Source organism: Bradyrhizobium sp. USDA 4532 (assembly GCF_024171315.1).
GTDB classification, from domain to species: domain Bacteria; phylum Pseudomonadota; class Alphaproteobacteria; order Rhizobiales; family Xanthobacteraceae; genus Bradyrhizobium; species Bradyrhizobium australafricanum.
Map to the genome: position 1 here is coordinate 6,140,820 of NZ_JALJZN010000001.1, position 23,937 is coordinate 6,164,756.

Below are 23,937 nucleotides of genomic sequence, written 5' to 3' on the forward strand. Positions count from 1 at the left end.
ACGATGGCTACGAGTCTTCGAGCCTTCCTGTTGGCCCGAGCCCCTTCGGGCAACTGGACTGTCACTGTTCATCGCGATCTAGAGGATCTACTCAGCACGTGGAATAGCAAAGAGCGGCGCGAGGAGACTGTTGGCGTCTTGCACATAGGCTATGATAGACCGCCTGTTCGCGACTTTGATGAAGTGGCTAAACTACACATCGGGCATATGTTAGTTACCGCTGCAGCGAAGTACGCCCTTCCGCCGGCCTTTCAGACCTCTCGCTACGCTGTCCAAACGGTCTCCGATCTGCCACTCTACGTTGGCCTTCGTGGCTGGGGATATACAATCGAGGACGGTTCCGCTTCGGCTCCTCCGACCGATCGACCAAGTGAACGTCCTTTTGAGGGTTGGGTTCTTCGATTCGTCGAAAGTGCGCCCGAGCATCTTCAGACGCTTGTCGCGGCTGATACCTATTGCGATGCTGATTATTTGACTTACGAAGCTTCTTTCCCGCCGGATCTTCGACGACAACTCGGGATATATCGCGTTCGAGCGCTGGCGCAGGACTTGAACGATCCGTGCGCACTTGCAGCAGCTGCGCCTCCTTGGCTTGCGGTTCGTGCTGTTGAGACCATGAATCTTACCGTCCGAGTAGCCAATGTTTTCGCGAACAATGGGATCATGGCGGTGTCAGACCTAGCAAACTGGTCGACACAAAGACTTCTCGGACTAGCGAATTTTGGCCGAACATCCGTTCGCGATTTATGCGAGAGCCTCGAGTCGGCCTTACGGGAGGGGCCCGCGGATACCGAAACTCGCAAGAAAAATGAGGAAATAGAACAGCTAAGCTTGCTCTCTGGAGTTCGCAGGGCGTTACTTGTCTTTTCAGATCGCGATCGAGACATTTTACAACGGCGGATGGGCCTTCTTGGCGTATCGGAGACGCTACAACAAATTGCGGACGACTATAGCATCACGCGGGAGAGAGTTCGGCAGATAGAATCAAAAGCTCTACAGAAGCTAGTGCGGGGTTCAATCTGGGGAGATGTTCTAGAAGATAAGCTCCAGGCCCAACTGCGCGATCGAACCTATCCGCTGCCTGTAAAGGGAATAGAGGCCGCTGATCTTTGGTTCGAAGGGATCGGCGAGTTTTCTGACGTCCTGCACTACATGTTGGACAATTTCTGCAGCGATGGCATTGGCGTGGTGTCCGTGGATGGGGTGGAATACTTCGCTCAAATGAATCAATCGCGCTGGGATGCGGCGATGACTGAAGCGCGACGGCTCCTTGAATCCGGCGTCGGCAAGGCCTGGACTGAGGAGAATTGCCGCGCCTTAGTCGACAATCTCTTATCCGAGAAAAGCCGGGAGTTTAGAGAGCTGCTCTGGGACAAAGTTGCTGGTCTTTGTCATTTCTCAGCAGATGGAAATGGGAGCGTCCTCACTTCCTTTGGTCGTGGAGTCGAGCAAATAGTCGAAGCAGTTCTCAATGAATCCGACGAGCCTCTACACTTCTCGACCATATCCGCCCTTGCAGCGGACCGATCTGGGCGGCCAGTCGACATTCGTCGCGCGCACAATGCGGCGGCGGCCGTCGGATATCTCCTTGGACGAGGCACCTACGGCGTAGAACGCCACCTACCGGGACCTGAATTACTACAAAAGGTTAGCGAAGAAGCCGAAGAGGTAATCACGCTTGGTGCAGTCGGCAGGCAATGGCATGCATCGGAAATCCTCAGCTCGATCGTTGAGCGCCAAGCGGACGGCTCATTCCCAATTCAATTAAACAAATATATCGTTGATATAGCGCTTCAAAAGTCAGGCAACCTGAAGCGTCTCGGAAGAATGATTTGGAGCGGCGGCGACGCTGATCTGGAGGCGAGAATAGATATTCGCCAAGCGATCGTGTCCTTGCTCCAGCAGGCCGGCAGACCTCTACGAACCGACGAGATACGACAGCGATTGATTGCATTGCGTGGGGTGAACGAACACTTTCAAATCGCGTCACATGATCCGCTATTGAGAATTGGAGTCGGGTTATGGGGTCTCAATGATCGAGATATTTCTATCAAGCGCGAACATCAGCCTCGGCTATGGGAAGGGCTTGTAGGGATACTTCGAAATCGCGGGTCCGGCGTTCATGTTTCCGAGTTGGAGCGATCTAATTTAACATCTGCGACTGGGATGTCGGCTCAAGGTCTGTTTAGCCTGGCAATATTTGATGATCGCTTGAAGGTGAACTCAGGCCAGTATCTCTATCTCGCCGAATGGGAAGGGCCTCGTCGGGAGAGTGTGAGTGAGGCGCTGCGAGCGGTTTTGGCACCTTCAAACGCACCAATGGAGTTTGAGGAAATTCTTCAGCAAGTCGAGAAGCGCATGAACCGTCCATGCGAACGCCGAGCGCTGATCAATTGTCTGCAGGCGCTGGACGCTGAAGTCAAACCTGGAACTTCGCAATGGAGGCTGAATGTCCCAGATCCGACCGACGACGAGGCGGTCGAACAGCGGGAGGATGCACCATTGCTGTTTGTTAAATCAATGTAGATCGGCCATCGCAATTACGGTGACGAGTGGCTAATGGACCGGCGGTGGCACCTCGACCTCAGAAGCATCTGCAGAAGACGTTTGCAATTTGCATTTGCCGCGAAGTCCTACGCTCGGCTCCAAACGATTGGAGAGATCCGAAGTTATCGCGAAAAGAGAGATGCTTTGCTGGGTACCGACGCTATAAAAAAGAAGACCGAACGCGTAGTCATCCCATCGGGCAGCGAAGCTAATTTCAGTGGGCCTGGCGCCGTACCAAATGCGTAGCAGGCTTGGCTGTGCAGTTATTGCGATCACGTCGTGAGCAAGGACGACTGAATTTCGAAAACAACCATCTTTCCGTTGGTCTCCCTGATCTCAGTACGTGCGCGGATCAGCGAATTTCAGATCAATCGTAGGCGGCGCTTTGCAACATTAGATTGCGAATTCATTCCGAATCACTCTCTGATGATACGGCTAATTATCGGCCAGTGAATTCGCCTGCAGGCACGGGGGACCAGTGAATACCGCATCCAAACCGAAACCCGAAGAGGTGCGAGCAAAAATACGAGACGACCTCATTAGAAGGCTCTTCGCTGTAGCCATCAGCGTAGGTGCGGCTACGACTCTCTCGCGAATGCAATGGGTTGAACATGGTCGCTGGCCGTGCTTGGCCGAGTGGCAGCAATTAAGTATCTTATCGGCTGCGCTGACTGCTACAGTTTTGAGCTGGGACGGATATCTTTTTTCGATAGCAGAGCGTCCGTTGGGGAGTTTCTGGCGCTTCGCGATCGATATTCTGCTCGTCTTTATCTATATGTTCTTATTAATGACTTCCAAGCTCCTTGTCTGGTGGTTGTTCATTCATGCTTTCATTTATGTGCTGTACGCAATCTGGGATCTTCTCACCGTAATTGAGTGGACTCCCAAGTATTACTATCGAGAGTCAGCAAACCCATCGATAGCCTCGATCTACTCCGGTGGTCTTAGAGATAGCTCCGACGTCAGTCGAGGCCCAATAATTACACTGTTTTGGGGAATCTATTTTTGGGCACTCTACGCAATCAACATCCACGGTCTAATAGACCGGATTTTTGGATCAACTGTCTTCGTGTTGATCGGCTTGTATCTCTATAGGAGAGATAAAACGCTTCGCTTTACGATGATATGGAGGAGCGCCCTAGTCGTCGTCACCTTGATAGCAGATGCCGCTTACTTGCGGTGGGGCATCACTGATTCAACGATATGGAGCTGGGTGGGTCCATATATTGGATCGGCCTCCTGCGATCCTTGAAGTATTCGATCTCCCGTTGAATTCCGCGGCTTTGCTCCCAACCATCTAGTGTTAGCACGACTATCTCTGAGCACATTTCCATGAATGCTTCGTCGAAGGCTACCCAATAGTCCGATCCTAGCGTGTTCGATTCGCCCGCCAGCACAATGTCTATGGGATGAGTCATAGTAATCGGACTGAATACGATTCTGCCCTTTTTGATCAGATCTGCTGCAGCTCTCGTAGCGCTTTCGAAGCGATACCTTCGGACTGCTGGATCGGAATGGGTATAAGGGCAAGCCAAATACACTACATCGTAGGACTTTGGCTCGTTCGGCTCGGATCTTGAGCGGCTTGATATTGGTTCGTCCATCGCACCGTCCAGTCTTAGATGGCCAAGTCAGAGAATTTCGAGGCTACGAGACGTATATTCACCGCAGCGTTCAAATGCGCCCCCTGATAGCAGGTGTGAGCGACGTCTTACTGCCCTTGGTATGTAGCCCAAATGCACAGGGCACAAACGACCGATCGTGTAGTGGTCCAAAAGAGCGCGTAGGCGGTGATTTGTCACGAGGATGCACCGAAAGCTGCTACGCAGGATAGCGCCGTTTCACTTCAGGTGCACCATCGCAAATGAGGCGCCCTGTGGAAGGTGCTTTCTCAGACGCTGCAAGAGCCGCTGAAATCCACGTGAGGTCGACCCGACATGCAACACTCCCTCCGGGCAATCATGTACACGCCCTGCTGGATCGGAGCTTCCCGGCTTTGTTAGGCTTACCGAACATGGATACTGGTCAAATCGCCCACTCCGCGGCTCGGCGCAATGTAAGTCAGCTCTAGCTGGATAACCTTTCCGGCATCAAGACGAGCTTGCAGAGCCCAGAATGCCTCAGAAGGCAAATACGCGAGAACGGATCGGCGGTTCTTTTTCAGGGTCACCGAAAAGAGGCTCGGATGTCCGACAACGCTAGGAGGATCGATATTGTATCGCTTGGCGCAAATCAAAGAACACTCCAATGTCGCACCATTGTGATCCGGATTAGCCGGTTCTATTTCTTCAATCGTTGTTTCCAGGTCGATGATTGCCTCGTCGTCCACAAATGAAACGCCACTTGGGCGATGGTCGGCTATGAAGTAACTGAACTTGCTTGAGACGATGTTTGCGGTGAGCCTGTGCTCAGAGGCCTTACTAAGCTTCGTTTTCTTCGGCATCACTTACCCTCCTGAATTGCAATGTTGCAGGACCTCCAATGTGATTCGAGAAATTGTCAAAGGACGTTGGCGCTCCTAGATCGCGTTCCTACTAATGGAGCTGGCAGCGACGCCTCGAGTTCACGAGCGTCTGCAGAAGACGTTTGCAATTTGCATCCGCCGCGGAGTTCGACGCTCGGCTTCAAACAATCGGGGAGATCTGAAGTTATCGGGAAGAGAGACGCTTTACCGGGTGCCGGCACTATAAAAGAGGAGCCCGTACGCGTCGTCGTCCCATCGGGGAGCGAAGCTAATTTCAGCGGGCTTGGTGCCGTACCAGATGCGTAGCGGGCTTCCGTCAGTCGGCAAGCAGTCGAGCCAAAATTCTGGGTTTCCGTTGCGTCCAACGATCCAGGCCGTAACGCCTTCCCCGGTTTCGAGGTCAAAACTACCCGTCGTCGCGCCGTCCAAGTCGGCGCCTACCTCAATCAGATCGGCGCTTTCGATCATGGCTTCGCACAGAAAGTCTCCGTCGTGTAGCTCTCGTAAGAGTTCCTCGCCCAGCTCCGAGGGCTCACACCCCAATGTCAGCGCGTAGTGCCGGAGCGCCTGATCCTCGGTGCCCGCTTCAACAAACATGGTGCCGCCGCGGCTGTCGTAATGCCCGAAGAGAAAGCCTCTGTAAACGAAGCGCGTGGTGTCCACTGGTCGATCTTGGCGAAGAAAGAACGAGCCACTGCCTGTGGCCCAATGGAGGAATCGAAACACGGGGGAGCGCGCCACGCAATTTGCGCGCGTAGAGCCTCAACGCCGTAAAATGGCGATTAGCTCGCCAGGATCGAAGCCGACCCTCCCGGTCTATTTTCGTCGATAGTCCACGATGACTTCGACCTGGGCGACTGCCATTCTTAAGTCGTCCACGTCGAGTTGAGCTCCTGCGGCCCGCAAGCGTTCTTGCCAACGGCCTTGCTGCGAAAGTCGCGATTGGGCCTTAATAAGAAGATCGTTTGGAGTAACACCTAGGACCTGGCAAATGCGCAGAAGCGTTTGAAAGTCCGGTTGGCGCGCTCCACGAGTGTAGTGTCCATATCGGCGCTCAGCCAAGCCGGCGCGCCGGGCTACCTCGGCGTCCGAAAGCCCCAACTCCCGGGCTCGATCTCGCAAGCGTTTCGCGAATACTTCCATGGCGAACAATATGTTCTGCATGGTAAGTACGCGGTCCATGAACATTGTGTAGTTGATAAAGGTGCCTTATTGTTCCGAATGGAGATGGGGATAAGCCTATGATTAGATTCGCAATATTTGGACTGGCCCTCGCGGCTGCGGTCCCCGCTAAAGCTGGCGACGAACGCTCTGCCAAGGATCTGGCGAAATACTGCGGCAGCGATTCGGGGCCGGAGTTGGTGATGTGCATGGCATACACCGCAGGCTTTGCAGACGGCATTTCGGCGGGGGTGGCCTCGACCCTCGACCTCACGCTAGGAAAGGTCTGCATACCGACGAACATCAATGGCGCAATAGCAAGCCTGATCGCCAAAAAATTCCTGCGTGATAATCCTGACGTACTCGCCGAGTCTGCCAAGACGGCTCTCACTGTAGCGATGTGGCGGGCCTACCCATGCAAATGAACGGACTTGTCCTTAGGGGATTGGATTGCCTGGGCATGGCTCTTATGGCCGTCGTGCTATCGGGCTGCGCCAATCATCCATTGGATTGCTCTCTCGGGATTTCCCATCCGGATTGCCTGCCCGGGACGGCTGGCTACCAAGCGATAGTGAACAGTCAGAGTGCAGCCGACGCCCAGTGTCGATCGTACGGCTTGCGCTTTGGAACGCCCGAATACGCTCAGTGCCGGCAGAATATCGACGCGCAACGTGGAGCTAGAGAAGCGGCAATTGCCGGCGCGCTCCTCTCCAATAGGCCGGCCCCGAATTCGGCGCCAGTGCCCGCGGTCCGCCAGCCCCTGCAAACGTCTTGCGTCACGAACGGGCAGTACGCGAACTGCCAGACACAATAGTCCGGGTCACACTACGGATGCGCCAATCGATGCAGTCTACCGGTTCAACGCGGAGCCGCGGCTAAGCACCGATCGATTAAGTGAACTAGCCGCTGGCGCCAAAAGCTCTCTCCAATGCGGCTGCGGCGCTTTCGCCGCCTCTGACGGCTTGTGTGTAGTGCCCCAGCGTGACATTGGCGTTCGCATGTCCGGCGATCTTTGCGACCAGACCAACCTCTATACCCTGTGCCTGCAGCGTCGAAATGAACGAGTGGCGCGCGCTGTGGGGCGTTACGATCGGCAGTCCTAGCTTCTTCAGGGTCGACACCCAGAACCGTCGCCGGAAATTCCAATAGAGCAGGGGACCGCCACCTCCAATGCGCGGCAGGGGCCACTGCTGGGGACTTCCCAGGCCGGGAAACACACGATGCAGCTCGCCGTCGCGACGCGGGCAAGCGACCCTCCATTCGAGGAGCAGGCCTCGCAGCAGCCCGCCCATGGGTACGTCGCGGGCGCCCGCGGTCGTCTTGGTCAGGTTCGTAATAGTGCCGTCGCGCTCCTGCATGCGGCGGATCCGAATGACGTTCTCTCCAAAGTCCACGTCCTCCCAGAGAAGCCCGAGTTGTTCGCTGGGCCGCGTGCCTGCGAGGAATGGGAAAGCGACGTAGAGACCCCGCTCGCGGTCACGGAGGGCATTCTGGACTACCTTCGACACTTGCTCGGTGGTCAGTAGGGTCTTCTTGGTCTTCGGCTTCCCACGCCCGAGATTTCGGGGCATGGCGGGCGGGCGAATGTTTAGGTCCTCGGCGGCCAACGCGAGAACGCACCCGAGAAACATCTTCGCTCTGTTGGCCGAATACCAGCCGACTCGGAGGCGACTTGCTTGTGCCAAGCCCGAATGTCGCCGGTCGTCAGGTCCTGCACCCTGAAGTCGCCGAGTAAGCGGACGGTTTTGGCGCCTTCGGGCTTCTCCCCGGTCAATGCAAATCGAACCCGCTCTTGCGGCGTTCCGATCAGCAGGGGGCCGACAATGTTCGCGGCGGCTCTCCGGTACCCGTCCAGGGTGCCGTCCTTAATCTCGCCCTTGCGGCTCTCCAGCCATCGGTCGACGATTTCCTTAACAGTCACGGCACGATTGCGGTCGCCGGCGTATGTCCCGGTCTCGATCTCGGCGATGATCTGGTTCCGGCGGGCCTGTGCATCCTTCTGCTTCTCGAAGAACAGCTGGCGCCGCTTGCTTGTCCGCGGCTCACGGTAATTCAAGACATAGCGGGTCTGCATCACGACCGTGCCGTCCGTGAGCTTCCGCTTTCTCTCGCGCTTCGTGAGATTGACCGAGCTACTCATATAGCTGCCCCACATCCAAAAACGACGAGAAAAACTCCGACGAAGGACGGCCGCAATAATTCCGGAGTTGTCAGAACGCGGCTCGCTGCAACCGACGATGTAACCGAGGACTCCCAACGCCCCTTCGGACCGTGTCCGACGGCATTGGCTCCATCACGAGCGATGATGGGGTCGCATCAGGTCTGGATCATTGTTCGAGTCTCAGCCCTACCATTTCGATTTATGGAAGGGATATTCGGTCCGGTGCGTCGGAGTCCGAGCGCGAGCGCTCTATCGCGTTCAAAACCTCGGAGAGGCGGACAAGCTTTCTGTTGTTGAAAAGCGTGTAAGTAGGGAACAGCCGAGCTTTGGCTGCACGCCTTACCTTGAAGACGGGAACGCCGAGCTTGAGCGCTACAGCAGTCAGCGTGAGAAGAGGCTCAATGTGGGTTTGCGGTTGGTAGCCGTCAGACATACTTTTTCTCAGAGATGCGCGTTTGTGAATGAAGGCGAGATAGCAAAGTGACGAGCTTTGATCAGGTATGGACGTCGGCGTTGGACGAAGCTGATGAAACCGGCGATCTTCGGCCGCTGGTGAAGCTATTGCTGACCCAAGAGTTGCCAGACTGGATGTTCCCAGAACTCGCCCACCTATTTACCTTTCGAAGGCTAGATAAGGCGCAAGCCTCGAAAGCAGGCGTGGTGGACATGGCCTTCCACACGTACCAAGAAAGCCGCGGGAGCGGCTCGACGAGCATGCAGCGAGTCGACCTTGCCGCTAGCAAATGGGGCCTTTCGAAGAGCCAAAGGAATGCGTTGCAGAATCTAGTAGATGGCAAGGGACGCCCCAGTTCACATTATGGAAAACAAAAAAAACGGCTCAGCGCGGCTACCGAATATGAGACTTCGTTGCGAGCACTGCTGAAGCGTTAGCGTAGCGCCAAGCCTTCGTGATCCCACCGCTCGGCGGTGGGATCACGCGGCACTCTCAGTGTGTTTTTGTGAGGCTTCCTTAATCACTGGGAGCCACCAATGATGATCACCATGACTCGCACGGGTTCGCGACCCCCTGAGCATAATAAGCCGCGCTTCATAGCGTACACAGATCTTCGCTTTCGCTACGGGGAGAAAAGGAGCCGCACGCAAATTCGACGCGATGTAGCGGCTGGGCTGTATCCCCCGCCGAAGCAGATTTCTGCAGGCCGTATTGCCTGGGAGATCGCTGAACTCGACACCCACTACGACAATCTTTCCGTCGTTTCGTATGCAGACGAGGTGGCGGCGCGATGACCCAAACAGAACGGCCCGCCTCGGGACAGGAGGCGGGCCGAGGAAACGAGCATGCTAAGAATGGCTCTCACCCCAACACGGTCGGCTTTCGGACGCAAGTATATCGAGACCCCAACAAAGTCATTCTTCGGATACGTCGTACGCGAAATGATCTGGTGATCGTTGATCTCGAATGCGAAGAGGCACAATTCTTCGCGCTACGCTTTCTTCCCACGCCAACCCACAGAATCATCCGCTCCGACAAAAAGTCGCGCTGGGTGTACCGGGTGCGGTCATGACCGGTGTCAAACTGCGGCGACTCTCGTCGATCTTTGACCAACTGAAGCAACCATGCCTTGATCACGGCTTGCAGCCGCGCGAGATTATGCCGGGTACAAAAAAATGCCCCGCCAAAGGTTGGTCAGCGAACGTACCCACCGTGATGGCGCGGCCCGGTCCTAGTTACGGCCTCGGGCTGCGGCTCGGGACTAGGTTGCTAGACGGTACCTACCTAGTAGCCCTCGACGCTGACCGCGATGAATTCGTTTCACTGGCGTGCGCGCTGACACCAAATTCGATCGGTCGGTTGGGCAAAAAGGGTATCGCGCGATTTATGCGTGCCGCGGAGCCGACCAAGACGTTCAAACTCCAATTGGCTGACCGTAGCATTGCCGGTGAATTTCTCGGTGAGGGCGCTCTTTGCGTCATTCCGCCGACGATACATCCCGAAACCCACCGGCCGTACGTGTGGACTGATGAGCCGCTGCTAGAGATTGAGTTAGAGAGCTTGCCTCTGGTCGATCCCATGTTGATCAAGGGGGTATTCGCTAGTGAACACTTGGCCGCGATAATGAGCGGCGAGGGCACTCACGACGCGATGCTGAGATTTTGCGGCCAGCTGGTGCATTTCACAAATGACGACGATTGGATCGAACGAATCTCCAGCGCGGCGTTGCCTCAAGACTATCGAGGTAACAGCCGCGACGAACTAACTGGCATGATCAAGGATGCGCGCAGCAAGCTCGCTAGCGGCAAATGGGCAACCCAACTACGCTCCAATGTCGAGATTTTTCCCGATATCACCAAGTCCGGCAGACCCCGTGCAACGCTACCCAACACCAAAAAGGCAATCGAATTGCTCGGCATCGAATGCCGATACGACCTGTTCAACCTGCAACACTCAATCAACGGCCATAACCTCGACAGCTATATGACCGAAGCTATCAACGACCCGGCACTGTTGCGGCTACGTGAAATAATTCACGAAAGGTTTGGCTTCGATCCTTCAACCGACAACGTGCATACTGCTGTTCAGACGCTCGCCAATCATCACCGGTTTCACCCGGTGCGGGACTATCTCGACGCTTTACGCTGGGACGGCGAGCCGCGGCTCGACCGCTGGCTGGTCAGTTACGCAGGTGTCGAGGATACGCCCTACGTCCGAGCCGTTGGCGGCATTATGCTGATCGCCGCAGTGCGGCGTGTGCGCGATCCAGGCTGCAAGTTTGACGAATTGCCGGTGCTGGAAGGCGAGCAAGGAAACGCCAAGTCACAGGCGATTCAAGTGCTGGCGGTCAACCCGGAATGGTTCTCCGACCAGAAGGTGTTCGGCCTCGGCGGTAGGGACAGCATAGAGGCATTATCAGGCAAGTGGATTGTTGAAGCGGCTGAACTGCACGGCATGCGTCAAGGCGAGGTCGAGGGCCTCAAAGCCTTCCTGTCGCGCAGCACAGACCGGGGACGGATGGCCTATGCACGTACCCCTACCGAGAGTAAGCGGCAGTGCATCATCATCGGAACCACAAACAACGATGCCTATCTCCGTGACTTGACTGGCAACCGTCGGTTCTGGCCGCTGGCGACCAGCAGGATTGATATTGAGGCTCTGAAGCGTGACCGCGACCAACTGTGGGCCGAAGCTGCTACCCGGGAGGCCAGTGGTTCTAGCATCCGACTGCCCGAAGAATTGTGGCCAGCGGCATCGGAACAACAGCAGCTGCGGCTGATCGACAATCCGTTCACCTCGACTTTGGACGAAGTGCTGAGGGAAAAGGCCGTTGGAATAAAGGACGAAGTCACCTGCTTGCTCAAGTTTGAGCCCGGCAAGCCGATGACGGGCATCATCACGATGGAAGGATTATGGACGATCCTCGGCATCCGACCCGGTCAGCGTGGACAACACCACAACGAAAATTTGCACGCAGCGATGAAGGAACTCGGATGGGTCAAGACGAGACGTAGGATCGGAGGTGGACGAGCGTACGCATATCGGCGCGGTGACGATGACCGCCTCATCACGGCCTATCCTGGAGACATTGGTTTTCCGGCCACAGTTTCGTACGAAGACGATGGGGCCGCCTATTGAGCAGCCGTCCCGCTCGTCCTAATCGCGTCCTAACCTCTCGTTGGCAAGGGGGCAGGACGTTTTCGATCCCTTCGAAGGGGCTTCGATCGGGTCTCCCCGCCTCATCGTCCTAATTGTCCTACCTATGATGAGACACTGGCGGATAGAGAGAAGGGGTAACGTGTGCATCCCTCTTCCCAAAGTGGGGTCGTAGGTTAGGACATGGGACGGTTAGGACGGGACCGATCCCCGGGGGCTACACCGGACGTCACCGGGAAGCTCCATGCTACTCCGAGTGACTGGATTGCCCGCTGTCCCTCCCGTCCCGGCTGTCCTCGATGTTCGGGCCGTCGTCACGTGCGCGCGAACCGCTGGGAAACTGTAGTGAATTCGGCAATGCTGGAACACGGCTCGAGCAACATATTGAGGCGCTGGTTTCAGAGCGTTGTAACCACGCTTGTTACCGAGATACTCGGCGTGGCTCGTGACCGCGTCGCGACGATATTCGCTTCACCCCAGCCAATGATGGGGTCGCCGTGGTGGAGCATGTCGAACTCGGGACCGGCGTGCCTCCGGAACGCGCTAAGCGAATTCGGTCCGGCCGCATAGTCGTGCGCGGGCAGCTAAGCTGGAATTCCGGGCAGAACAACTTAGAATGCGTTTCACAAAGCTAGGGATACTACGGTGACTTCGGAAATCATCCGCGCGCGCGTGGATGCGGATTCCGATGATCGCGCGCAGGTATTCCAATCTGATGCCGCGCAGCGTTCCGATCTGATCGCGCGCAGGTGAAGTACCCGATCGTTAAAGGCAATTGGCACTATCGTTAGCCCGTGGTCAAGCGGCTGCCGAAGAGATCGCGTCGCATGTTTGATGGTGTCGCTCGATGGAGCGAAGCTGACCGGACGCGCGCCCCCAACAGTGCCGTAGCGGCCGGTCAGCTTCGCGGGCTGCAGTCCCGGTCTTCATTGGCAGACCGCGTAATCAAGGCCGAGGAAGAACGGGCGGGCGACGCATGGAGTCACCGTTCAGTTCGAGCCTGTGAGCGTTGTGAAGCAGGCGATCGAGTATGGCATCAGCATAAGTTGGGTCGTTTATGAGCTCATGCCATTTGGCAATTGGAAGCTGGCTGGTGACGAGCGTCGACCGACGGCCGTAGCGATCTTCGAGGATTTCGAGCAGATGATGCCGCGCGTTGGCGTCGATGGCCTGGAGGCCCCAATCGTCCAAAATCAGGAGCTCGACGGCGGCGATGCTCTTCATCCGCGAGCTGAGTCGGCCGTCGCCCCGGGCAAGGTCCAGTTCTTCGAACAACCGCGGCAGCCGGGTGTAAAGTACCGAGTGGTTGTCCCGGCAGGCCTTGTGACCAAGTGCACAGCCAAGCCAACTTTTCCCGATGCCTGTCGGCCCGACAATGGCGCAATTCTCGTGGTTCTTGATCCAGTCTCCCTTGAGCAGCATGTCGAACAAGCGGCGGTCGAGCCTACGGGGGGCGCGGTAGTCGATATCCTCGGGCACGGCATGATGACGCAGCTTTGCCTTACGAAGGCGAAGCGCCAGGCGCCGGTTGTTACGCCAGGTCGCTTCATGGTCCAGCAGCAGCGCCAACCATTCGGCGTGAGCGAGGCCATGGACCTCCTCGTTGTCGGCAAGGCTCTTAAAGGCCTCGGCCATGCCGGTAAGGCCGAGCTGGGTAAGCAAGTGGAGCGTGGGGTGTGTCAGCATTTTCTTCCCTATTAGTGGTAATAGTCCGAGCCTCTGATGTTGGTGTGTAGGATCGGCTCGCGCTCGGGGGACGTGGGCGTTGCAACGCGATCGAGCCCCTTCTCGAGGATCGATTTGACGCTCGGGTAGTTGCGAGCCTGGATCTCAATTGCGCGCAGCGCGGCCGCCTCGAGGCGCTCGGCGCCAAAGCGCTTCTCAAGCCGGATGATCCCCAGGCACGAACGATAGCCCTGTTCGGGATGCGGCCGATCCTCGATGATCCGGTCGATCAGCAGGCGCAGCATCGGGCCGATCCGGCTTGCCTCGCTGCGGATCTTTGCCGGCGTCCACTCGCCATAGCGCCGGTGGCTGGAGGGCATGTGGGCGCTGATCGTCGTGTGCCGCCCGTTGCCGCTGCCGCGCATATGCGCGGCAATACGCTCGCCCCCCAGGAAGATTTCAATCGTTCGCGCACAGATCCGCGCTTCTACCTCGCGACGGGCGAAGCGATAGGGCACCGAGTAGTAGTGTCGTTCGACCTCGACGTGATAGTCGAGCCCGACCCGACATCGGCGCCATTCGGCATGGACCCACGGCTCGCCGGGAAGCGGTTTAAGATTCGGCGCGTCAATTTCCTCGAACAGCTGGCGCCGTGTGCGGCCATACTGGCGCAGCACCCGTCCGTCATTGAGCTTGGCCAGCCACTCGGCGATCGCACCGTTGAGTTCGGCCAGGCTGTAAAAAGTTCGGTTGCGCAGCCGCCCCAGCAGCCAGCGCTCGATGATTCCGACGCAGGCCTCAACCTTCGCCTTATCTCTCGGGCGACGCGGCCGTGCCGGCAAAATCGCCGTGCCGTAATGCTGCGCCATATCGCTGTAGCTGCGGTTGACCATAGGGTCATAGAGGCAGGCCTTGATCACCGCGACCTTGGCGTTGTCGGGCACCAGCAGTTGCGTCGCGCCGCCAAAAAAGCTGTAGGCCGCGTTATGTCCCGCGATCCAGTCGCCGAGCTGCTCGGTCCAGGTCGCCAGCGCGAACGACAAGCTGGATGCGCCCATGACCGCCACGAAGATGTGCGCGTCACGCACCTCGCCAGTCTTACGGTCAACCACCGGCACCGTGTCGCCGGCATAGTCGACAAACAATTTCTCGCCGCCGCCGTGGTGCTGGCGCATCACCTGCGGCAGCCGGCCTTCCCAATTGCGGAACAAGTCACAGAAGCGGCTGTACCGGTACCCGTCCGGATGCTCCGCAATGTACTCGTCCCACAGCACCTGCAGAGTCACATGCTTGCGCTTGAGCTCGCGGGCAACAACGGACCAGTCAGGCTCGGCCACCTTGCGGCGACCAGGCTTCACGCCAGGCACCCCGTACAGCAGTTGCTCCAGCTCGGCGTCGCTTGTCGCTTCCGGGACCGGCCATGCCAGACCCGCGCGCGCAAACCGCTTCAGCGTGTCACGTACCGTCGTCGGTCCGATGCCGACGCGCTCGCCAACCACGCGCGTCGAGAGCCCAGCCTCAAGGCTCAGCCTCACAATCTCGCGCACCTGGCGCATGATAACCCTCCTCGTTGGCATCCAATCCTCCCAGCTGCTTCCAGCCGGAGAATTGGCCCAACGATCGGGCTTCACACCATCCGAAACTGCGCGCGATCAAATCGGAATGCTGCGCGGAGAATGCTCGGAATGCTGCGCGCGATCATCTCGGAACCCTGCGCGCCATCAAGTCGGTACGGTGCGCACCATCATCTCGGAATCCGCACGTGGATCCCCTGGCACGATAATGGCGTGAGCAATCCACTTTGACTATGGAGCGTTAGATGCCGGGGATAAATGAAGAAGAGATTCGTAAGAGAGCATATCAACTGTGGAAACAAGCTGGCGAGCCGGCCGGAAACATGGATACGTTCTGGTACCAGGCCGAGAAAGAACTGCTGAAGGAAGGGGCCGAATTCGGTGACCCTCCGCCAGGATTAACGGACAACCTTCCGATCTGAGCTGGGCTAAGACGCGCGCTGGCGTCAGGTTAACCGCAACGGGTCTAGCTCGGTCTGGACGTCAGCTTTGGTGACCAAGCGAACAACAATGCGTTTGCGAGCACCCGATCTAAGTAAAGCAAGCCTTGAGCTTTGCTTATTTCTTGTCCCCCGGCTCTACGAACTCGATCTGGAGGCTCATGCTAATGGTGCCACCATCCTTGCCGGTGCGCTCGTGACGCTCGCTATTGTACACCTTGGGCCGCTTGCCGCGCAGCATCAGACCAAGCAGCGTGTCGGAATACTCAGTCACTGAGCCCACGAGAATACCACCTTGATAAACCGGCTTCTCGACGCCCTCCACCGCGCGACGGGTAGCGGCATCCTCTAGCTTGTCGACGCCGGACTCGTAGGCGGTTTCCCATCGCTGCGCAAAATCATCGTTGTACGACCCGTCTTCTTGTCTTGATGCACATGAGTCAGCTTTCCAGCGTCTTGCTGTCCGTTCGTGTATTCCAGCTGCCCACGCAGACTTTGAAACCGACCAGCCACCACGCAAGCCGTCAAGGAAAGCTTCTTCAACCTGCCTAGAGCGCTTGCGCTCTGAAGCAGGGGGGCGGGACGCGAGCGAGTGCCTCTTGTTCTCGGCGATCTTTCTGATCGCTTCAGCATTTGGGTGCGCCAGCCTCTTCTTGTGCTTAGCTGCTCTTCCCACGCGCGATGGCTCCGAACATTCCTCAGGGCTCCAGCACAACACACAGATATCAGCCTCCGCAAGGTACCCAGTCCGCACAGCGAGCACTCTGGAATACACCTAGACCCCCCCCTAACAGCTGAATGATGCGGGGACGGTTGGTGCCCCGCACGAGGGGGCGACGAACCGCTGCTTCCGTGCGTGCTCTGGCAAAGCGGCTAGCAAGCGTGACAACCGCTCATCATGGAACGGGCACCCGGAGATTGTTGTTCAAACGCTCGAACGTGAGCTGCAGCTGTGTGTTGGTCACGTTCGGGTTCTGATCGGGACTCAAAGGCGAAGTTGCCTGCACCGTCCGCTTCGTCGTGGTCTGCTCCGTTGGATGATTTAGCGTGTCGATGAGCTGCCCCTTCGCTGTGACAAGATCTCGCCGCTGCGTTTTGACAGTCGCATCGAGATCTTGGAGCTCCTGTATTTTTGCGCTGTTGTCTGAAAGGAACTTGAACGCCTCGCTGCGCTTTGTCTCCATGAGGGACTTTTGGTCTTCAGGGACAGTGCTCATGATATTGGGCTGCGTGAGCCGTTCCGCCTCCTTTGCCTGTGCCAACAGAGGCGCGCCCTTAGCCAACGTTTCCTCGCCATCTTTGACCTTGCCGGTCAGATCCTTGATGGCATCCCGAATTTCGGCGAGAACCTTGAGCTGTTCGGCATCGTATTTTGCGGTTGTCTTCGAAACAGTGTCTGTGGCACCTGCGGCTTTACCGAGGGAAACGTCGACAATATTGTCCTCGAGGCGATCGATGGTGGCTGTTGGCGTGAGCGTCGTTGTCGGCGCCGGCACAATGGTGAATACCGGCGACGCATTCGCATTCAGATCGAGGCTGAACTCAAAGGTGTGCCCCAAACTGGCGATTGACGATGTCTTTGCTTGTATTGTGGGATCCGAGAGTACGCCAGCGAAAGCACGATCCATCCATTCTTCGAAACCAATTTTGCCGGCGAGCATGGGGTGACCCGAGACGGGTACCGGAGGGACGCAGTAAGGGCCATCTTTGACGCTCGAAAAGTCGAGGTTGAACTTCAAAATAGCCGTTCTGTTGGCGGTCGTCGTGAGACCGCCCCCTGCCCCGAAATTGAGACCCGCGCGAGAAGATATGATGATGGGTGTCGTGGTCGAGGCGAGCTTTGCTCCACCAGTTTCATTCCCCTTGAGCGTGACCGTGTATTGACCTTGCCACGTCTTAAGCCAGGTGTGACCCTTTCGGTAGATTTGGTAGCGGACCGCGTCTTTGAACTCGCAGTCAATGTTCGCAACCAGCATCTCGAGCGGCAAGATTTTCGGATCCACCAGCTCGGGAAGATGTGTTCCGCAGCCCCCGAGACACACCACGGCCGCACACGCAAAAGCGCAATAACGCATAGCCCGCCCCAATAAATTCCCTATTATGGAGCGAATGTTACCGCATACAACTCGTGAGTGAAAGGTGGCTGGTCAGGGATTTTTCTGCCAGAGGTTGAACCCTCGCACGACGTCGAGTCGGTGTCGTGGGTACTAAGCGCTAACGGCACTATCGTTTTTTGTCGTCCACCATGGACTACAGTATGACTATCGGTTCAGCGTTGATGGGTGCCGCCAGCGACACGCTTACCGTTTGTCCGGCGTCTTGTACGCCGTTGTTAGCTTGTAAATGCGGCTCTCTTGCATGCCATTTAACTCCGCAACTTTGCGCGGAACTAAGCGTTCGAGTAGGCTCGCTACATTTTTGCCGTTCATGCCCGCGACCCTACGGTGCAGGTGATGATCGGCCGCCCATCTAAACCGCCTCCGGTTACCCGACCATGGTCTTCCTGGGAAAGCCATCTGTCGTGACCAGCCAGCCTTCGAACCGATCCGGAGCCTGTTGAAGAGCAAACATCGTAAGTATTCAGATGGCAACGGCTTCCAATTGAGACAGGGTGGCCGCCGCCTTACGCGGTCAAAACTTGGTCCGTTCGCGAGGCAGGTTCCGTAAAAGGCCTCTAATGCCCCGAGACATCGGCGTCGCCGGCGGTCACAGGAGTCGTCACGGCAAACGTCGCCACCGCCACGAGAATGCACCTTAACAAACTGCCCGTCTCCTGCTTCTTGAGTGCGAAGCGGACAATCATATTTTGCCTCGCAAATTCGCGACCGGTTGGATCGCTCTGATTCTTCTATCGGCTTCCTCGCTTCCATTTCATGGCGGTTTTGGCAATGCTGCCCGGAGGCATTTGTCCGGGGCCATCATCGACAAAGCCAAGGTGTCTCATAAGGCCAGCCGTAAGATAACCAGCGTTGATCGTTCCGGCGTTTTGAGGACGGTACCGATCACCAAGTTCTGAGCGAATGAATGGCTCCAGGCCGGCCAGTGCCGGAAGTCCAGCCTCCACTGCCTTAAGGGCTTCGGATTTGTGCGCCCAAATTATTTCATCCATACGGATGTAGTCGGGATCGCTACTCAGCATGTCCCCAGAGCTGAGCGACAAGCCGTTCTGCTCAATCATGTCTACGATCGCTTGCCCTCCTCGATCCAATTGCTTCATGGCGTTCTGGTAGAGAACGGCGCGGCGGTCTGGAGTCATCGATTGAAGCTCCTCAAGTGAGTATGTCTTTGCCACTGTTTCCTCCTACAGTTAGGCGGCCTGGGTTTGCGGCGTTACAGGGCACGGACCCGGCATCAACGCTGAATGCCAATATTTTCCTGCGCTGCGTGAATTTGCGCGAGTCAGGGAGCGCATTAAGGGCGCTGTTCTCTCGCATAGCCCATCCGTTGCAGAAGCGAGGGCTCTGCTTCATTTGGTGACCTGACCCGTTGTCTTCCGAGCGCACGCTCGACTTCGTCGACGAAATTCCACCAGGCCTCGCTGACCGAGTTAGCGCCATTGAGAAGGTCAAGTGTGTGTCGCTCATCTAAGCCAGTCAGCTGAGCCATACGACGGTTTCGTCGATCAGACGCGTCGTCGGAAAATATGCTGTCGAGGCGCTGGCGGAGGCGCCGCGAATCGGTAAAGGGGTCACTCTCCGCAGACCGAGCTCCACTGCGCGTCGGGCGTTGGATTAGTTCCGCAGCGGATGCGACGCGGCAGTAAGTCGGATCATTCTGTCGCATTTCGATTTCGCGCTTGAACCGAGACCTTAGCTTCTCGACCTGTTTCGGATTCAGCTCTTTGGCATCGAACTTTGCATCGCTGCGCAGATGCGTAGACAGCCAGACCGCAAGCCGGGGCACCGCGTCTTGCCCGGTCCCGAACAGCTCGCTCCCCATTCGCCTTACTTCGTCGGCGTCGAACTGGCCAGCGCTGCCAAACACGATCTTGTCGATCTGCCGCGCGCCCGCCCGAGATGTCCGGATGCGCCTGAAAGAATCGTGGATCGTCGCGGGTGTATATCCATTCTCTGCCAGCAGTTCGATCAATCGTACGGTCTCGTGATCATACTCGGCTGTGGTTTCATCGAGATCCGGCAGCGCTCTGATTTTATCGAGCCACATGCGCGGTACTCGCCCATGCTGTTTATGTTCCTCGAGTGTTTTGACGGTGACCCCGAGGGCATCGGCGAGAGCCCGTTCTGGGCGCTTACCCAGGCTGATTTTCGTTCCCGCCATGTCGATCAAGGTATCGAAGGTGGGCTTCGAATCCCGTTTTGCGTCGCGCAACTGCTCAGCGAGCCGATTGGTCAAATCGCCGATTGTGACGGAGAGATCAGTCACATGAATGCCGGCGCTTGCCACCGTGGCCTTCATAATGTTTGCGAATAGCTCCGGGTTGTCCGGAGCCTGATGGAGGGCATGGGTTAGCTTGCGAGCCAGCTTGGATTTTTCGTCCAACGTCATAATATGCTCCTGCGGCTAGGTGTCGGGCGGGAGCCATCCGCCCGAACCCAGTGAACTAAGCCGTTGCTAGGGCGGTGCTCTCAGTTTGATCGCTGACGAGTGCCGCCCTTCTCCCGATCCTCACTATGCAGCAAGGAGCCTTCGCTGACGGGCTTCCCAATGACCTGCTCCATGATTGCGAGAAGTCGGTCGTTGGTTCTACGGAGGTCCTCCGCATGCCGCTCTGCCTGCTGGATCCGAACTTCCTTCTCTTCCATTAGCCGGGCCTGCACCTCGATCTCGTGCATAAGCTCCTCGACGCTGTCACCGACAACCGCCGCGGAGTGCTCGTCGAGCTTTTTATTGGCTCTGAGGGCGAGAACCGAGCTGATTGATGTAACGGCCTCCCGTGCCGTGTCCGGAAGGAACTGATTTGAGTCGAGGGCTTCAACCAACGCCCGAGTGGTCTCGGTCTCCGGCTCGAAGTCCAATTCCACACGTCCTTTCTTCAGGCCGGCGTCCTTCGCCCACTGCTCCCGTTCGTAGGCCCACTTCTTCTGCTGAGTGAGATGCACGTGGGTCCCGAGCGGAGGCTTGAGCATCATACGGATTGCCCTCAGCGCAACGCTTGCCTTGTAGGGATCGTGCTGTCCGGCTTGGGTGACATGATCCCGCAGCGTCTGGGGCGAGGCCGGATCAGCGGCGCTAACCTGCTTGATCACCGTATCGATCGTCTGCTCGATCGTGATTGTCTTAACAATTTCAGGCATCTGAACAACTCCTGACCTAGGGTTGGCGATCCTTAAGGCATCGCCACGACAGCTGTTGTCGCCTGGAACAAGGTAGTCGGTTCCACCAACATGGTAAACGAAAGGCTAACGACAAATCCTGAATTTTTTTGAGTCAAATCACTACAATATGGTCAAGGATCAGCGTTGTGAACGGCGAGCGGCGGGGGTAAGGTTAAAAAATGCTGAATAGTCCTGACAAAGAACTCGACGGTATCGGAATTTGGCTCAGCCTGGGGGAGGGCTATGCCCGGGTCGGGGGAAGTGTGAATTGGGACCCCGAACGCGGCCCGCTTTGGGTGGAGTTCCTGACAGGGTGGCCGGTGTTGACCATTCAGCTCGCCGCGGGGAGCCGCCGAGCACGCCTCCGCACAACCATGCAAATCAGAAAATCATCCTGGCATGCCCATCTGCCGCGCGGACGGTTGGGTATTCCCGATAGATTTGTGATTGGCTCCGCCGCATCCCGCAAGTGCTTGCGACAGCAGGGTGACACCTACGTGTTCGACTTCACTGGGATGAGCCCGCTTCCCCAAATCGACGACCTGGAGCGAAAAGCTGTCGTTTTGCTGGACGAGTTAGAAAACTTTCGGCGACATCATCCTGAGGTTTTGGCCCGACTAGGCATTGAGATCGCCGTTCGCTTCCAGGAAGAAAGCGACTGAACTGGTGTCGAGAGCGAGTACGTTGAGGGCGCCCTGATCGGTGGCCGGCTAGGTGTGAGTGGTGTGGTTACAGCCTCGGTTGCAGTTTATTCAGTTCGACCCTGTTCCATACCCGGCGCTGGAGTGCGCCCGAGTTCACCTCTCAAGGGGCGTGTCGATGCGGTTTGGACGCGTCGGGAAGCGCACTTTGGCGCAATGGCGTGCACCGGCGGTCACGACTGGGACACAACGAATTCGCGCTTCGTAATGACGGGGTCGGGGGTTCGAGTCCCTCTTGCGGCACCAGTTTTCAAGTTGGACTGGTTGAGCCTTACGCCGAGCGACAGCTCAGTGACAGCGGCATTATCGGGGCCCGGCCTAGGTAAGCTAGCGGGCGCTTGCGCGACATACGAATCCCCGCCAAATTCCACGTCTGGTCGTCGCGTCCACATTTCGGCTTCTCGCTCGCTTCGGGAAGAGCGGCGAGGCAGGCGGGGTATCCGCCCACACGAGTTGGTCCAAGCTGATGATGTCGCACAGGACCAGCGGCTCTTGCGACTCCAAGCAACAGCCTCGGCGCGCACCGCGCGACCGCTCGAAAGGTACTAGCAATGACACTTTACAAAGAGCACCAAGCTGCGCTCAAGGAACTTGAAGCGGCAAAGCAGCGCTCGCTGCGTCTCAATCCAGCCCTCAAGGGTGGCACTACCGACGTAGAGCGGTTGCAGGCGTTTGAACAAGCGTGCGCCGACATGGGTCTCTGGAGCGCCGAATGCACTCGGCTCGCGGGCCTTCTAGCGAAGGCTTAGAGCACGCCGCGTAATCCGCCGCGCCACCCTATGGCGGCGCGGCCCAAAATTGGGTCGTCTTCGACGAAGGCGGCACTACCGCTCTAACGAACGGTGCCTGGCGTGATAATATCGCTCAAGGGCGCGAGTCGTGAGCTTACATCAGGTTGCTTCCGAAAATCAAAAATGCGAAGGGCGTGCTTGTCGGCGAACTGACGATTCCCGGCGAATGGATAGTTGCGCATCTAGAGAATGCGACCTTGTGGCCGGTCACGGCACAGAAGGCGACCTATCGCGGTTATGACATCTGGATTCTTCCCATTGCCGAAGAACTTCTTCCGGCGGTTGCCATCCGGCGGCCGGCGGGACTCAGCCCTGAAGGGTGCGAGCGACTCTTGCTCCGTTTTCTCAGCGCACTCGCTTGGAGCGAGCGGACGGGTCTGCTTGTGCAAGGTCTCGGCGGAGGCGGCTTGCCTAGACAGATGATGGATAGCGTGCGGCACAGAGGCGCAATTTGTGAGCAATTTGACCTATCCTATCTGCCCGAACCGACGGACGACAAGGCGTTGCTCGCGCTCGCTTTGATGCGTGAAGGACGCGGCCTAAACCATCCGGGTTACTCCTTTCTCTCGTTCTATCGCGTTCTTGAAGTCGCGCTCGGCAAAGGAAGACGGCGTCAAATCGATTGGATCAATGATGAGATCGCGAAGGGCTTGGGGCACTCCTCGAGGGATGCCATCGGAGGATTGCGACAGAGGGGCATAACCGACATTGGCGAACACCTCTATGAATCAGGCCGATGCGCAATGGCGCACGCGGCCGAGGAGCCAATCATCGATCCGGACGACCCTACCGACACTCGGCGCTTGTGGACCGAACGGCCAATCGTGCTTGAACTCGCAGAACGGGCGATTGAGGGAAAGCTAGGCGTCGAAACGACCTTCACGGTCTATGACAAGCATCTATATGAGCTTGACGGTTTCAAGCGCATTCTTGGAGATGAAATCGTTGGGCACCTTGTGCGTGGAGATAATCCACCCGCAGGGACAATGGTTGATATACCGAACATCGGTGTTCGCATCCGGCATCGAGAACCCTACGTCCCGCTCTCGAATCTAATCATAAAGGAGATGACGCGTAGCGGGCCTCACGCCCTTCGTCTTGTCTACAACCTTGCAGATGACTTAATCGTCTTCCGCGTGACGCTGGACTTTGCCGAAGAACGCTTGCACTTCAGTTTGTTCACCGACATCGGCTATCGCGACGACGGCACTGCAGCGAGCGCTGAAATTATAGCGGAGGCCTTGCGCTTCCAAGCGGATTTGTTCGGCAACGGCCAACTTCAAATCGTCAACGCGGATACAGGCGAACTAATATCCAGAAAGGACGCCTACTTGCCGGTCAATATGTTCGCTAATCCGGAAGGGTCGGATGCACTTATTACTCGTTGGAAGTGGTTGGCGCACAAGCGCCGTACGCTTGGTTCCCTCTTCGCTGAAGAGATGGGCCGCTGGTCCAGAGGCTACAAAATGGCGATCGTTGCGACCGACTAGCTTAGTCTTTCCGCGACTGCCGGCCCTTCAATCGGAGCAGAACAAACCAACTCGGCG

Annotated in this window: 23 protein-coding genes and 1 tRNA gene; 11 read left to right on the plus strand and 13 right to left on the minus strand. The window is 57.2% G+C overall.

Annotated features, from left to right (window positions below; translation table 11 throughout):
• The first annotated feature begins 3 nt into the window (after positions 1 to 3).
• Entirely contained in the window at positions 4 to 2,526 is a 2,523-nt protein-coding gene (locus J2R76_RS28305) for a sigma factor-like helix-turn-helix DNA-binding protein (protein ID WP_253625254.1), read from the plus strand.
• A 499-nt stretch (positions 2,527 to 3,025) separates the two neighbouring features.
• The gene (locus J2R76_RS28310; protein ID WP_253625255.1) at positions 3,026 to 3,799 is read left to right on the plus strand and encodes a hypothetical protein; all 774 of its coding nucleotides are present in this window, start codon (positions 3,026 to 3,028) and stop codon (positions 3,797 to 3,799) included.
• Here J2R76_RS28310 and J2R76_RS41125 read toward each other — a convergent pair.
• The 4 genes from J2R76_RS41125 to J2R76_RS28325 form a co-directional block, all read right to left on the minus strand.
• The gene (locus J2R76_RS41125; RefSeq protein ID WP_375166540.1) at positions 3,735 to 4,151 is read right to left on the minus strand and encodes a DUF1937 family protein; all 417 of its coding nucleotides are present in this window, start codon (positions 4,149 to 4,151) and stop codon (positions 3,735 to 3,737) included. The genes J2R76_RS28310 and J2R76_RS41125 overlap by 65 nt on opposite strands.
• A 401-nt stretch (positions 4,152 to 4,552) precedes the next feature.
• Positions 4,553 to 4,990, minus strand: a complete 438-nt coding sequence (locus tag J2R76_RS28315) for a hypothetical protein (protein WP_253625256.1) — start codon at positions 4,988 to 4,990, stop codon at positions 4,553 to 4,555.
• Between the two features lie 225 nt (positions 4,991 to 5,215).
• Positions 5,216 to 5,674 (minus strand): hypothetical protein, encoded by a 459-nt coding sequence (locus J2R76_RS28320; protein WP_253625257.1) that lies wholly within the window; start codon positions 5,672 to 5,674, stop codon positions 5,216 to 5,218.
• A gap of 153 nt (positions 5,675 to 5,827) precedes the next feature.
• Complete coding sequence (locus J2R76_RS28325) at positions 5,828 to 6,199, minus strand: helix-turn-helix transcriptional regulator (RefSeq protein WP_309143555.1); 372 nt, start codon at positions 6,197 to 6,199, stop codon at positions 5,828 to 5,830.
• Positions 6,200 to 6,252: 53 nt separating this feature from the next.
• Between J2R76_RS28325 and J2R76_RS28330 the strand changes: the two genes are divergently transcribed.
• Complete coding sequence (locus J2R76_RS28330; protein WP_253625258.1) at positions 6,253 to 6,597, plus strand: Rap1a/Tai family immunity protein; 345 nt, start codon at positions 6,253 to 6,255, stop codon at positions 6,595 to 6,597.
• Between the two features lie 474 nt (positions 6,598 to 7,071).
• Here the strand turns inward: J2R76_RS28330 and J2R76_RS28335 are convergent, their stop codons facing one another.
• On the minus strand, positions 7,072 to 7,779 hold the full coding sequence (locus J2R76_RS28335; RefSeq protein WP_253625259.1) for a site-specific integrase: 708 nt from the start codon (positions 7,777 to 7,779) through the stop codon (positions 7,072 to 7,074).
• A complete protein-coding gene (locus J2R76_RS28340; RefSeq protein ID WP_253625260.1) occupies positions 7,761 to 8,312 on the minus strand; it encodes a hypothetical protein in 552 nt (183 codons plus the stop codon). Before J2R76_RS28340 ends, J2R76_RS28335 begins: the two co-directional genes overlap by 19 nt.
• A gap of 501 nt (positions 8,313 to 8,813) precedes the next feature.
• Here J2R76_RS28340 and J2R76_RS28345 point away from each other — a divergent pair.
• The 3 genes from J2R76_RS28345 to J2R76_RS28355 all read left to right on the plus strand — a co-directional run bounded on the left by J2R76_RS28345 (position 8,814) and on the right by J2R76_RS28355 (position 11,925).
• Complete coding sequence (locus J2R76_RS28345) at positions 8,814 to 9,224, plus strand: hypothetical protein (RefSeq protein ID WP_253625261.1); 411 nt, start codon at positions 8,814 to 8,816, stop codon at positions 9,222 to 9,224.
• 99 nt (positions 9,225 to 9,323) lie between these two features.
• Positions 9,324 to 9,581 (plus strand): hypothetical protein, encoded by a 258-nt coding sequence (locus tag J2R76_RS28350; RefSeq protein WP_253625262.1) that lies wholly within the window; start codon positions 9,324 to 9,326, stop codon positions 9,579 to 9,581.
• A gap of 274 nt (positions 9,582 to 9,855) precedes the next feature.
• Positions 9,856 to 11,925 carry a VapE domain-containing protein gene (locus tag J2R76_RS28355; protein WP_253625263.1) on the plus strand — a complete coding sequence of 690 codons (2,070 nt, stop codon included), beginning with the start codon at positions 9,856 to 9,858 and terminating at the stop codon, positions 11,923 to 11,925.
• A 963-nt stretch (positions 11,926 to 12,888) separates the two neighbouring features.
• Here the strand turns inward: J2R76_RS28355 and istB are convergent.
• Both istB and istA read right to left on the minus strand, forming a co-directional pair.
• Entirely contained in the window at positions 12,889 to 13,629 is a 741-nt protein-coding gene (gene istB, locus J2R76_RS28360; protein WP_253624463.1) for an IS21-like element helper ATPase IstB, read from the minus strand.
• Between the two features lie 11 nt (positions 13,630 to 13,640).
• Positions 13,641 to 15,164, minus strand: a complete 1,524-nt coding sequence (istA, locus tag J2R76_RS28365; protein ID WP_253624464.1) for an IS21 family transposase — start codon at positions 15,162 to 15,164, stop codon at positions 13,641 to 13,643.
• A gap of 263 nt (positions 15,165 to 15,427) precedes the next feature.
• On the opposite strand from istA, the gene J2R76_RS28370 reads away from it, so the two are divergent.
• The gene (locus J2R76_RS28370; protein ID WP_253625264.1) at positions 15,428 to 15,604 is read left to right on the plus strand and encodes a DUF2934 domain-containing protein; all 177 of its coding nucleotides are present in this window, start codon (positions 15,428 to 15,430) and stop codon (positions 15,602 to 15,604) included.
• A 136-nt stretch (positions 15,605 to 15,740) separates the two neighbouring features.
• On the opposite strand, the gene J2R76_RS28375 is transcribed toward J2R76_RS28370, so the two are convergent.
• The 5 genes from J2R76_RS28375 to J2R76_RS28395 all read right to left on the minus strand — a co-directional run bounded on the left by J2R76_RS28375 (position 15,741) and on the right by J2R76_RS28395 (position 20,877).
• Complete coding sequence (locus tag J2R76_RS28375) at positions 15,741 to 16,298, minus strand: hypothetical protein (protein WP_253625265.1); 558 nt, start codon at positions 16,296 to 16,298, stop codon at positions 15,741 to 15,743.
• A 220-nt stretch (positions 16,299 to 16,518) separates the two neighbouring features.
• Positions 16,519 to 17,610, minus strand: coding sequence for a hypothetical protein (locus J2R76_RS28380; protein ID WP_253625266.1), 1,092 nt, complete (start codon positions 17,608 to 17,610; stop codon positions 16,519 to 16,521).
• 860 nt (positions 17,611 to 18,470) lie between these two features.
• The gene (locus tag J2R76_RS28385) at positions 18,471 to 18,914 is read right to left on the minus strand and encodes a hypothetical protein (protein WP_253625267.1); all 444 of its coding nucleotides are present in this window, start codon (positions 18,912 to 18,914) and stop codon (positions 18,471 to 18,473) included.
• Positions 18,915 to 19,033: 119 nt separating this feature from the next.
• Positions 19,034 to 20,128, minus strand: coding sequence for a hypothetical protein (locus J2R76_RS28390; RefSeq protein ID WP_253625268.1), 1,095 nt, complete (start codon positions 20,126 to 20,128; stop codon positions 19,034 to 19,036).
• An 80-nt stretch (positions 20,129 to 20,208) separates the two neighbouring features.
• Positions 20,209 to 20,877: a hypothetical protein gene (locus J2R76_RS28395; RefSeq protein ID WP_253625269.1), complete on the minus strand. Its 669-nt coding sequence runs from the start codon at positions 20,875 to 20,877 to the stop codon at positions 20,209 to 20,211.
• 200 nt (positions 20,878 to 21,077) lie between these two features.
• Between J2R76_RS28395 and J2R76_RS28400 the strand changes: the two genes are divergently transcribed.
• From J2R76_RS28400 to mauJ, 4 genes are all read left to right on the plus strand, one after another.
• On the plus strand, positions 21,078 to 21,560 hold the full coding sequence (locus J2R76_RS28400) for a hypothetical protein (RefSeq protein WP_253625270.1): 483 nt from the start codon (positions 21,078 to 21,080) through the stop codon (positions 21,558 to 21,560).
• 189 nt (positions 21,561 to 21,749) lie between these two features.
• Positions 21,750 to 21,845 (plus strand) — tRNA-OTHER (locus J2R76_RS28405).
• Positions 21,846 to 22,150: 305 nt separating this feature from the next.
• Positions 22,151 to 22,348: a hypothetical protein gene (locus J2R76_RS28410; RefSeq protein WP_253625271.1), complete on the plus strand. Its 198-nt coding sequence runs from the start codon at positions 22,151 to 22,153 to the stop codon at positions 22,346 to 22,348.
• A gap of 146 nt (positions 22,349 to 22,494) precedes the next feature.
• Entirely contained in the window at positions 22,495 to 23,880 is a 1,386-nt protein-coding gene (mauJ, locus tag J2R76_RS28415; RefSeq protein WP_253625272.1) for a methylamine utilization protein MauJ, read from the plus strand.
• Positions 23,881 to 23,937: the final 57 nt, after the last annotated feature.